Genomic DNA, 11,999 nt, shown 5'->3' on the forward strand with positions numbered 1-11,999 from the left:
CCGCGGTTTACTTCACGCTTATTTCCTTAACTCGTAATAAAATTTCGGCCGTTCCCCTAGAAGTAACTTGTAGATGTCGTAGTTGGTGTCCATAATCCCTTCCAGGTATTCCTTATAAGGACGGTCGGCGACATTCACAAGGCCTGAGTTATAACGTTCTCCCCAAATCCCCTGCCAATATCTCCCAAGTCCTGCCTGGTCCAAGTAATTGAATACATGAACGCCTACAATGAAGTCCAGACTGGCTGCCTCCTCCATATAATTCCGGTAACGCATTGCTCTCTCAAACTGGTTCGCGGCCGAATTAGGAAGGAGAGGCTCCAATCCTTGTTCCGCTGTACCGTAACCGAATTCGCTTATCAGAATCGGTTTGCCGCCCGACTTCTTGTGTACATCCTCCAAAAGATCGGGTTTGAGATGATAACTGTAATGGTTGATACTGATAACATCCACGTATTTCCCTTCGATCTCCGCCATAACGCTCCGAAACTTCTCATTGTGGAAAGGAGTCGTTAGCCAGCGGTCTCCGAGAAGGAGATGATTCGGATCATATTTGCGGTAGATCCGTGAAACCGTTCCGAAGAACGTCTCCAGATAATATCTAAAAAATGCGTCCATATCACGCCAAGCCGACGATGTATTGATCGGCAGCTCCGCTTCCTTCAATTCTTCAAAGGATTTAAAGCTTGTCTGCCAATGGCTGTTAAATTTGTCTATGTCTTGATATTTGTCCTTCAGCCTATTAACCAAACGCCCTTTGATCGCTGCTTTGCTAGCCTTCAGCTTCGGAACATGGGAATAAAACTTATGGTACTCGTATTCGTTGTCGATGAAGTACCCGATCAGCAGCGGATCATCCTTGTTTGGCTTGAGTACATTTGCTAACGTCTTATCGAGCTTTGCTTCCGCATCCGGCGCAAAAATGTCGAATATCGAAATCCCGCCAATATCAGCCCAGTTCATGCTCGTAAGCGGAAGCATCCGCACGTAAGGCAATTTGGTTTCATTGCTGTATTTTTCAGGCGAATAGCCACCCGCACTGTTAAAACCCCATTTTCTGATGCGCTCGGCCGCTTCCGAATAGATAGCATGCTCGGTTGGAACTTCCCCTGTTTTCCGGTATTTGTTCGCCAGATAGAACGAGAAGTTATCTGACCCCATAAATGCCGATTTATATTCCTCTTGATTAGAAGGCATCGATTCGAACAGTTCCTCCCGACCCTTTACCATCGTATAGGTTTCATTGGCTGTAAGACCGTTCACCCCTAAGCTGAAAAAGAGATTGCCTCCCGGAGTTGTCATCACTTTGCGGCTTCCTATCTGTTGAATTGTAAAAAATCCCGTTTTTTTCAACCCGTATTTTGCCGCGCTGCCTTCCAGGCCACCGTATTGGTCACGGTCCGAAGGCGGTGTTAAACCGCTGTAATAGGAGGCGTCTGCCGCGGCATCCGCTTCAAGCTGCTGTTCATTTGTCACCTTCCCGGAAAAATTCGCCGAGGTCAATTGACCGAACCTGTCCACTTTAATTAGGTTGCTTGCGTTGAGCGTATATTTGCGGATGGGGCTTGGCTCCATACCATCCTTGACCGCATAGGTTTCCAGCACGTTATAACCTGTGAGTTGAAGCGGTTCGGAATAGGGCTTGAAGCCGAACCCATTATTCAAACGGTAAAAAACCTTTGCCTCGCCCGGAGCCGATAACTGCACATCGTGCAATGTTTCGGCGCTTCTGGTTGACTTAATGTCCACGGAAGAGGTGCTTCGATTTAAAATCACATTTGAAACTTGAGGCGACCAAGACGCAGCCGATCCGTGCAGCTCGATTTTCAAATACCTCGTACCCGCCGGCAGTGACGAAGCTTCGTAAGCATAATTCTGCCAATTGCCTACTGGATGGCCTACCGAATAGGCTTTAGCAGAAATTTCGGAATATTCCTTTCCATTCTCCGAAACGAAGATCCGATTTTTCTCAATGGCCTTTCCAGTAAAAAAGTAGCTGTAGACCATAAAGGAAGAAATATCGTAATCCGTATGATAAATGATGCTCCCCGGCTTATTTGAAGTACGCACCATACGGTTTGAATCGTTGCCGAATAAATAGGGATTACTTCTCAAAATATAAATACCCGATTTGCTGTAAAGCTGTTTAAAATTTTCGAGCGTGTCATTCATTCCGACTGTCGTATCCAAAGAGCCATCCGGCACATACCGGTAGGTGGAAACCCTGCTGGCCGCTGATTTGCCCGATGCCGAATGGTTTACGGCGGAAATCTTTATCAGAAGTTCATTCACCAATTTGATCGGTGAAGTATAAAGCTTGCGTGTAAGAGATGTTCTGGGGTCGCTGCCGTCCGTAGTGTAATACACGGTATCGCCAGCAGTTGCTCTTTCCAACATGACCATACTGCCGTAAGGGACGGACCCCGAAGGCAGGTTGGACCTTACGCCCAATGAACCATTCAGCACCGCTTTCCCAATTACCGGTGATTTAGCGATATCGCTGCCAGTGTATTGTATTTTCAAATATCTTGCATCACCACGAAAGTTCCGTACTTCATATACGACAAAATTCATGTTATCCGCGTCTTTGTAAATTTGCGGAGTCACTTCCTCGTATTCTTGTCCATCGTGGGAAACATAAAAATTCGGATGATTGTAAGGCCCTTTGTCCGCACGATAGTACGTGTATAAGGAAAAATTCCTGAGAGGACCATCCGACCGGTACGTCATGTATTCGTTAGATCGAAAGCTTCGAATCACCCGGGTAGGATCATCGGTAGCCTCAGATACTTGTAGAGAAAGAGTATCCGAATGTTTGTAAACGTGACTCCAATCCACAAGATCATCAACTACTATTTCAGCAGAAGTAGAGTTGTCTGCAAAAACGTGTATCGGCACAAGGGTTATAAGTAAACTTAAAATCAAAAGAAAATAAAGCGATGTACTATTTTTCTTTATGTTTGCTATCCACTCCACCACTTTTCTCCTTTCTCTAAATGTCTAGTTATAGGTTCGCAATACACCGCTGATTAAACCGTTATTGTATATAATTTTGCTGATATTACGGAAAATCCGATGCTTATCGAAGAAAAAAATGATCGTCAACAGCAGAAACACCGGAATCTTCAGGACGGATTTGACGATAATGCCTTTTTTCCTCTCCGAGCTGACTGCACTGCTCACACCCTGCCAATAAATCCTTCGCAGCAGCCATTTTCTGCTAACTCTGCTGCGCGGAATTTTGTGCCGCACCCAGGCATGAGGTGTGTAATAGACGGTATAGCGGCTGCGGATTCGGTCAATGAGCTCGGCTTCCTCGCTTGAAAGCAGGTTACTTCCCACTCTGCCCAGATCCTCGCGAAAGGGTTTAAGCGAATTGAAGACGGATTTGCGGAAAGCCACATTGGCTCCGAATGGTATGGCCGGCTTTTGCATTTCTACAATTTCATTGGAATAATCCAAAATGGTATAGAGCGTCCGGTTTTCCGGCAAAAGCCAGGTCGGCTCCGCCCCTTCCCAAGCGGGTTCGATTCTGCCGCCTACGCAGCCGATCCGGCGATCGGTCTCAAATAAGGAGACAATTCCACTGATCCATTCCTTGGAAGCCATTGCATCATCGTCTAAGAACAGCACATACTCGCCCTTCGCTTCGCGAATCGCACGATTCCGGGCTACGGAGAGCCCCAGCCGTTCTTCATAAACATATATAATCGGGATGCTTGTCATCTGATTGACTTCTTGAACAACCTGTTTGGTATTGTCGGTGGACCTGTTGTCAACCACAATCACCTCAAAAGCATCCGTAAAGTTTTGCCGTAAGAGACTTAAAAGCGCTTCTCTCACATCCTCAGCTCTGTTATGGGTGCAAATCGCTACCGTCGCTTTCATGCATTCACCTCGTACCGTTTTGTTCCGGTGTAAACTTTTATCATTTTCCCGGCTATCCCCTGCCAGTCCAGTTCTGCCAATTTTTTTGAAATGTGCTTCTCTACCTCGTTCATATTCATGTTGACCGACATCGCCAGCGCCTTGCGTAAGCCGTCCGGGTCAGCAGGATCGTATAAGATTCCGCATCCATCGGAAACATATTCGCTGAGCGAACCGAGCTTGGGCGCAATGACCGGCTTATAATGAGAGAGAGCCAGAATCGCGCTTCCGGAAGTCGTAATCTGGTTATAAGGCAGCACCATAACATTACCCGCCCGTAAGTAGTCGACAAGTTCGTGATCATCCACAAAATGAGGATAAACTTTGATTCTGCCGTCATTAATCGGATCGATGTAATCCAGTTTATAACCGTCATCCACTTTTCCGGCTATCAGCAGTCCAGCCGACTCCAGCTTCAGCGATAAAAAAGCTTCGACTAGCTTTTCAACTCCTTTATAAGAGTTGATTCTGCCGATAAATAAGAAAAGGAACTGTTCCGGCGGAATGCCGAACCGCTTACGGATATCCGTCCCTTTGCCGACATAGGCATCTAAGTAATGGCCATGCAGTGTGACGATCAGCTTATCAGCGCTCATCCCGAACGTTTCGATAACTTCTCGTTTTACCGCTTCACTCATGACGAATCCTTTGTTGCAGACTGACAAAATAAACTTTCGCATCATATAATCCCATTTCGTTTTGCCCGTCGAATGCGGCCAAACATTGTGAACGGTCCAAAATAACCGTACACCCCGGACTTTCAAAAACAATAGAAGTCCGGCAAATAACAGAGACTTCACAATCGTTAAGGGGAAATTGGATGACTGATAGGAGTAACTGGGCCAATGCATATGGACAATGTCTCCCTTTGCAGGTTTAAGGGTGTTCTTTGTATCGTAATGTTCTACCTGCAGACCATTATCCTCGATGGACTTTGTCAGCAATTCGGAGTATTTGTTATATTCGCTAACTTTTGGCCACATATATACTGTTGGGTTACCCATCCATTCCACCTGCTCTTCCAGCTCTTTTAATGATGTTTTTTTCTCTCAGACGTTCGATCAAAAAGCGGAAATCGTCTTTATCAAAAAGCATGCCGGCGAACCGCACCTTAAATACGACCCGCATCGCGGCTATCGTGATCAGCATTCTCACCAGCGCACCGATTAATAAAGCAAGGGCAATTCCGTTTAGACCGTATAAAGGAGTAAATACAAAAAATAGCCCGATCGTAATCGCAAGTGCTATAACTTGCCGGATTAGCACGAGACCAGGACGACCCAATGCGTTAAACGAAGCTGCTAGAATCCATGAGCCGCCCCCGAGAATGCATTCAAAAGAAAGAAGATAAAAAGCGGTGCTGGCCTCCAGAAAATCCTTACCGAATAAAATACCCATCAGGAATCTGCCGATGAATATACTCGGTACAACCACAATCGTCATCAGGATAAGCGACAATCGGAAAGCCCTGCCAACCGTTGAGATAATCTTGTCCTTGTCCAGCCCTGTCAATTTCGGAAAGATGACATTCGAGATGGCCATCTGAACCGTATTGAACACGCGGGACAGCGCATAAACGACGCTATAGAGACCGAAATCCCGCGGCGTGAGCATCGACAAGATAATGATTTTGTCAAACTGCGAATACAAGGTTCCCAGCAGCTCAACGCCAAATACTCTGCTTCCGTAACCGAACAATGATTTTGCCGCTGCCCAATCAACCATACTTTTTAACCAATCGATTTTCAGCTCGCTCCTCAATTGGAACAAAGACAAAATGACGACCAGCAGCGTCGTGATCAGGTAAACGAACGAAGCAGCGTGGATATTCAGCACTCCAGTCATAAAGAGTACTAAGATGCCCGCCAAATTAAAAAGCGGAACAAACAACCTCACACCGTTATAGATTTTGAAGTTGTCCGTGCTTTGCGCAAGCGCCGCAATCAGATTGACCGCAAGCAGCAGCGGCAGCGTAAGCACTGTGTACCATCGGGCGGTCTGAATGACGTCTACAGAATAGTTGTCCAGCCAAGCCGGAAGATAAATCCATGAAATCACGCCGACAATTATGCTGACCGAGAGTTGGAACAGAAAGCCTGCCCTGATGTATTCCGCTCCTTTGCCGGCAAGCTGCTTCATGTTGTAAATAAGGGAAGTGGAAAGTCCGAATCCAACAATCCCTACTAAGAAGGTCGGCCAGAACAGAACCGCTGAAAATTCCCCTTTGCCGGCGACGCCGAACATTCTTGCCGTCACGATGGAGGTCAGCGTGGTGATGACCATCACCATAAAATTGGTTGCGCTTGTGCGCATAATCGTTTGAACAAGACCATTCCCTTTTAATACTTTACGGATTGCCAATTGTGCCATAGACTACCTTCCCACATCGGCCTTTATTTTTTTTCCATTTGAAAAAGTCTTCTCCGATTGTGCAGTACCGATTACCTGAGTCAGTACCGATTTATATAATTCCGTATACCGTTCAAGTTGCGATTGTTTGGTGAAATTGCGGCTATGTTCCAGACATTGTCTTTGAATCGTTCGTTTTTCTTCAGCCGAGAAGGAATAATATTCCTTCAACTTATCTTGAATCGCTCCTGAACTTCCCGGTGCAAACAGATGACTGCGATTCAATACGACGTCCGGAATTCCTCCTACTGCAGAGGCGTATACGAGCGTGCCGACTTGATAGGATTCGATGATGACCCGCCCGAAAGGCTCTTCCCAAATAGAGGGAACCACTGTGACATCTACCTGGGCCATAAGCTCCCGCGCCTCTTTCGGCTTCACTTTACCGGTGAACACGATGCGGCCGTCATTCCGGCACGATTCCGAAAGCTCCTCTTTCAGCTTGCCTTCCCCGCATACATATAGCCGCTCAACCATCTCTTTCGGTAACGAGCGGACAGCATCGATTATTTCACGAACACCCTTCTCCGGTTCGATTCTGCCGAAATAGCCAATACGCAGCGCCTTACGCTCGTAATCTTTCTCTCCCGCGGCGATGTCGCCATCCACTACGTTCGGAATGACCAGCTTTTGAGCATTCGGAAACAATCCCGCCGCTTCCGTATGACGCTTTAAAATATGTGAAGATATACCGACAACCGCGGATACCCGTTTGCTGAATCCAAGAGAAGTCAGCTTGTATAACCCCGCAATCAGTGGATTGGATATCGGCGAGCTGACAGGCGAGATGAGCGAGTAATCTCTTAATGTATGAACGATCGGTACACCCGCTTTGAAGAAAGCAGTCCATATCCCAGCCCCGAAACCGGACAAATTCTGAGTATGAACCAAATCAGGTTTGATTTCCTTCAATAGCTTCGTCACAGTCGCGATTTGCACAGGATTATAAAAATCGAGAAGTCTGCGAGCCACTTTATGCAACGTGCCGTGGTTTTCCGAATCGCCGATCCAATACAAATTGTTGTAAGGAACACGATGAACCGTAACCCCATTAATCAACTCAGACGTTATACCGGCGTTTCTCTTTTGCCCTCCAGTCGTAAGCACGTGCACATCAGCTACTGTATTAAGCGTTTCGGCTAAGATTTGAGTCGATATTTCCGCACCGCCAATAATATGAGGGCTGTACAAACTATTTACAATAACGATCTTCATGCCTTTCGTCTCCATTCGCTATAGATGGGTCTAGCCGGAATTATCGGACCTTTACCCCTAACGGGCATACGCACAGGCATTCCGGTACGTATGGTTTCCGTTTCGAACCCCCCCCCGCGGATGAACCCGAACAACAACCAGAAATCCAGAAAAGCATATGAATCAAAATTCATTACGAGTGCGATGCATAACGCAAAAGCGAATTTCGAATACGAATTTGCCCCACAGCTGCGAAAAATCGAAACCAGAAATCCTCCAAAAAGGATAACCCCGATAAGGCCTTCCTCAGCGAACACCTTCGACACCATATTTCTTGACGTTGCGTCATAGGGATTAATAAATACCAGATCATGCACTTCACTGAATTTCAATCCGCTGCTGAAATACTGCTGTAGGAGGGAGGCAAATTCCGTATAATAAAAGCCGCCGCCTACTCCAAAAATCGGATGTCTGGCAAATTCTAAAAAACCGATGGCCGGAAACACCAGCCTGATAAAAAATGAATTATCATTATTTATTAATTGTTTGAAATCGAACTGAAACCGCTGCGTAAAATAGCCGCTTACCTTGAACGTTTCGATCAGATAAGGCACGCCTACAACAACAACAAAGGCGCAGACTGACAGAACGACCAGCATCCGTCCCCTGTTCTTGTTCGTTACCAGTACATAAATAACCAGCGCAGTCAGAAGCACGGTGTAAGCGTAAGCGGAGAAGGATAGTACCATAAGCAGCACAACAGCGATAAGCAGATACATCTGCTTTCGGAATCCCTGTTTATACAAGAAGAACATGATTAGCCCGCCGCTCAGCATATGGATCGCCGCCCATGAAGGCTCGCCCGACAGCATCTGAATTCTCCGGAGGTACACTTTATCCGCGAATAGTCCCGTAAAGGCTCCGGAAAATCCGTTGCGGATGAAAAATGCATCGACTAGCTGCAGAAAACCGGCTGCAAGCGGAGGAATAAAGGCTATAGCAATACTTTTAGCGATGCCGCTTCTAATCTCCGGATCTTCTTTCGCTTGTTCAGCGACATATACCGTTACCCGGTACATAGACAAACCAAACAGAAGCGTGATAATATGCGACGCACTGCTGGCGATATCACCGTTTCTCGTTGCCACAAGCAAAGAATGCCCAATGCTGTACATCACGAATATGAGTAAGAATGCATCCCCCTTCTTGAACCTGAAGTCGGTAAACAAGAGGAGGACGGAAGCAAGGAACATCGGAAACATGGATACAGGCCTATAGACCGAGAATGGGATATATGGCAAGCTGTCGTACGTCAAGAGCATCAGGGATAACATAAATAGCGCAATAACAAGATTTCGAATAACCAACACCTGCTCTTTGCGCAATTGCCCTACGATAGAATCAACTCCAGATTTTTACGGGTCACGGAGCTGCTGAAATGATGGGTCACGTAACGGATCGAATTGCGCGATACTTTTTCGTTTATCTCATCGTTGTCCAATAATAGGAGTACATTTTGTACCATCTCCTCATCCGTTTCACAGACGAACAGATCCTCATGATTGATTGCATTGATGCCTTCACTGCCGATCGGATTGGTTACGACTGGTACTCCCCAAGACATAGCCTCGACGATCTTCGTTTTAATTCCTGTGCCAAAAAGCAGCGGAGCGATCATTAGAGCGGCATCGCTTACGACCCGCTTAACGTTATCCACTTCGCCGGTTACGATAATGTCAGGATAGTCCTGCTGCAGCTTAAGCACTTCGGCAGACGGACTTTTTCCGACGATATAGAACTTTGCTTTCGGTGCCTGCTGCTTTATCCTGGGCCATATCTTCTCACAGAAATAAACGACGGCGGAGCTATTGTGCGGGATGTCCATTTTCCCTACAAAGACGATCTTGTTCCTGTCGTACGATCGAGGATTCCCCGTCATTTTCCTATCCGGGTCGAATCTCATCGGGATGCCAAGACAAGAGCGATGACTGACAATTTGCCGGAAGGTCTCCGCTTCTTTGGGAGAAGTAAAGATAAGATGTTCGAAATTTTGGGCTGCATGTTTCTCGTACTTGTGCAGCAGCTTGCTTTCGAAAGCGACAAGCCATTTTTGAATGAACTTCAAATTTGCAAACCGCTTGATACCGGATGGGAGCTTGTCCGAGAAGCCGCCGAATACGGACGGAATGTACTGAAACCATTGAAGCTGCCGTTCATAGCGCAATGACAGAAGATCATCGTAGCTGAGCACCTTTTGTCCGATTCCGTCCGTAACGTATTCCGCTACACGCACCATATCGTAAAAGATGAATTCCGGCTGCTCTTCCTTGATCATTTCCTTGATCAGCCGATGTGTTCTCCGGGAGTAATAAACGGATACTTGCAGCGGCCACCTACGCATTAACAAGGAATAGACCAGGACATTGAACAGTTTTTCGGCCATACCGGGCAGTTGCAGACATACCAAGCGAGAAATCGCATCCGGCTGATCCTTCAGGTACTTCTTGTCATCAACAAAAGACAAGTTCACGATCTGACATTCGGGATAAATATCTTTGATTTGATAAATGTATTGCTGAAGCAGGTTTTTTCTGCCGTCCGTATTTGGAAATGGCAGCCGGTTCGTAATAAACATCATCTTTTTCATTCATTTTCCGCCTTAGAAAGCATCTTTTGCCCCAAGGAGCACTTTGAATGTCTTGAATATGATTTTCAAGTCAAACCCAACGCTCCGATTTTGGATGTACTTCAAGTCCAGCTCAACCATTTCTTTAAAACTTAATTCATTACGGCCGCTTACCTGCCAAAGTCCTGTACAACCAGGTTTAACCGTTAAACGCAGCTTGTCGTAATCTGTATACTCCGCAACTTCCCTTACAAGAGGAGGTCTTGGGCCAACCAAGGACATTTCGCCCCGGAGCACGTTGATCAGCTGCGGGAGCTCATCAATGCTTGTTTTCCGTATGAACTTCCCGATTTTAGTAATGCGCGGATCGTTCTTCATCTTGAACATAGCGCCTTCAATTTCATTCTGAGCGAGCAGATATTTAAGCTTTTCTTCCGCATTGCTAACCATGGAGCGGAATTTATACATCCGGAACGGCTTCTCGTTCTTGCCGATCCTTGTTTGATAGAATAATACGGAGCCTTTCGGATCCTCAAATTTAATCAAAATAGCAATGATAACAAACAGCGGACTTAACAGAATCAATCCAAACAGCGAACCGGTTACATCAATGGTACGTTTGAACACCGAATTCAGGGAAAACCTATAGTCATTAGGAGTGTTCAATACCACTTCATCGCGATACTGCGGATGCATGGTTATTCACCTCCTATGCCTATTAATTGTTTCCCAAGCTCCCGTTCCAACAATTCTCCAAGCTCGCTTAAGAGCTGATGCCGAAGTTCGTTATTCCGGAGCGCAAAATCGACATTTGTCATAATAAAGCCGAGTCTTTCACCCACATCATAGCGCTTGCCTTGGAAGTCATAAGCGTAAACGCCTTGATCCATATTCAGCTTTTGAATCGCATCGGTCAGCTGAATTTCTCCGCCTGCGCCAATCTCTTGCTGCCCTAAATAATTGAATATTTCCGGAGTCAGAACATAGCGGCCCATAATAGCCAAGTTCGATGGAGCCTGTCCTTTCGGCGGCTTCTCCACAAAACGGTTCACTTGATAAAGACGGTCTATCGTCTCGCCAGGATCGACAATACCGTACCGGTCTGTCTGATCCGCATGAACGGTTTGAACGCCAATGACCGAACGTCCGGTACGCTCATACTGCTCGATCAGCTGCCTTGTGCATGGAACGTCGGCCTCTACGATATCATCGCCAAGCAGAACAGCGAACGGTTCGTCTCCGATAAAATTACGGGCGCACCATACGGCGTGACCGAGCCCTTTCGCTTCTTTTTGCCTTATATAATGTATATTTACATTGGAGGATTTTCTGACTTTTTCTAAAATATCAAGCTTCCCTTTACTCTCGAGCGTATATTCCAGCTCAAACGCAATATCAAAGTGATCTTCGATCGCACGTTTACCTTTACCAGTCACAACGATGATGTCTTCTACCCCTGATTCAATGGCTTCCTCTACGATGTACTGAATGGTGGGCTTATCAACGATTGGAAGCATTTCTTTCGGCATCGCTTTCGTCGCCGGCAAAAACCGGGTACCAAGTCCTGCAGCAGGAATAATGGCTTTTCTCACTTTTTTCATTTGATTTCACCCTATCCTATTTTTTTTTTTATTCGCATTGTACCGAGATGCTAAAAATGCGAGCTATGCTTTCCTTGTCTGAGAGCATAGCTCGGATTTTTAGAAAAAAACCCGAGGTAAAATAAAGATTGCTAGGGCATTTAACCCTTCCTCACGTCACGCTCTTGACGATAAACGTCTAAGGTCCTTTGACCCACAGCATGACCGAGTGCCTCCGGTGATAGAGGTGCAGGAGGCATTAC

Annotated in this window: 9 protein-coding genes; all 9 read right to left on the reverse strand. The window is 46.3% G+C overall.

What is annotated here, in order from left to right; all coding sequences use genetic code 11:
• Positions 1-18 precede the first annotated feature (18 nt).
• From AC1DLI_RS20625 to galU, 9 genes are read right to left on the reverse strand one after another with little or no spacing between them, the layout of a single operon-like run.
• The gene (locus AC1DLI_RS20625) at positions 19-2,976 is read right to left on the reverse strand and encodes a chitobiase/beta-hexosaminidase C-terminal domain-containing protein (RefSeq protein ID WP_477605921.1); all 2,958 of its coding nucleotides are present in this window, start codon (positions 2,974-2,976) and stop codon (positions 19-21) included.
• 24 nt (positions 2,977-3,000) lie between these two features.
• Positions 3,001-3,888: a glycosyltransferase gene (locus tag AC1DLI_RS20630; RefSeq protein WP_477605923.1), complete on the reverse strand. Its 888-nt coding sequence runs from the start codon at positions 3,886-3,888 to the stop codon at positions 3,001-3,003.
• Positions 3,885-4,931, reverse strand: coding sequence for a glycosyltransferase family 4 protein (locus AC1DLI_RS20635; protein WP_477605925.1), 1,047 nt, complete (start codon positions 4,929-4,931; stop codon positions 3,885-3,887). Before AC1DLI_RS20635 ends, AC1DLI_RS20630 begins: the two co-directional genes overlap by 4 nt.
• Positions 4,924-6,297 (reverse strand): oligosaccharide flippase family protein, encoded by a 1,374-nt coding sequence (locus tag AC1DLI_RS20640; protein WP_477605927.1) that lies wholly within the window; start codon positions 6,295-6,297, stop codon positions 4,924-4,926. The genes AC1DLI_RS20635 and AC1DLI_RS20640 overlap by 8 nt, the downstream gene beginning before the upstream one ends.
• A gap of 3 nt (positions 6,298-6,300) precedes the next feature.
• Positions 6,301-7,551, reverse strand: a complete 1,251-nt coding sequence (locus AC1DLI_RS20645) for a glycosyltransferase family 4 protein (protein WP_477605929.1) — start codon at positions 7,549-7,551, stop codon at positions 6,301-6,303.
• Positions 7,548-8,897 carry an O-antigen ligase family protein gene (locus tag AC1DLI_RS20650; protein ID WP_477605931.1) on the reverse strand — a complete coding sequence of 450 codons (1,350 nt, stop codon included), beginning with the start codon at positions 8,895-8,897 and terminating at the stop codon, positions 7,548-7,550. Before AC1DLI_RS20650 ends, AC1DLI_RS20645 begins: the two co-directional genes overlap by 4 nt.
• A 23-nt stretch (positions 8,898-8,920) precedes the next feature.
• The gene (locus tag AC1DLI_RS20655; protein ID WP_477605933.1) at positions 8,921-10,177 is read right to left on the reverse strand and encodes a glycosyltransferase family 4 protein; all 1,257 of its coding nucleotides are present in this window, start codon (positions 10,175-10,177) and stop codon (positions 8,921-8,923) included.
• A gap of 12 nt (positions 10,178-10,189) precedes the next feature.
• Positions 10,190-10,852 (reverse strand): sugar transferase, encoded by a 663-nt coding sequence (locus AC1DLI_RS20660; protein WP_477605935.1) that lies wholly within the window; start codon positions 10,850-10,852, stop codon positions 10,190-10,192.
• 2 nt (positions 10,853-10,854) lie between these two features.
• Entirely contained in the window at positions 10,855-11,757 is a 903-nt protein-coding gene (gene galU, locus AC1DLI_RS20665; protein WP_477605937.1) for a UTP--glucose-1-phosphate uridylyltransferase GalU, read from the reverse strand.
• Positions 11,758-11,999: the final 242 nt, after the last annotated feature.

Source organism: Paenibacillus sp. 01T443, assembly GCF_056398325.1.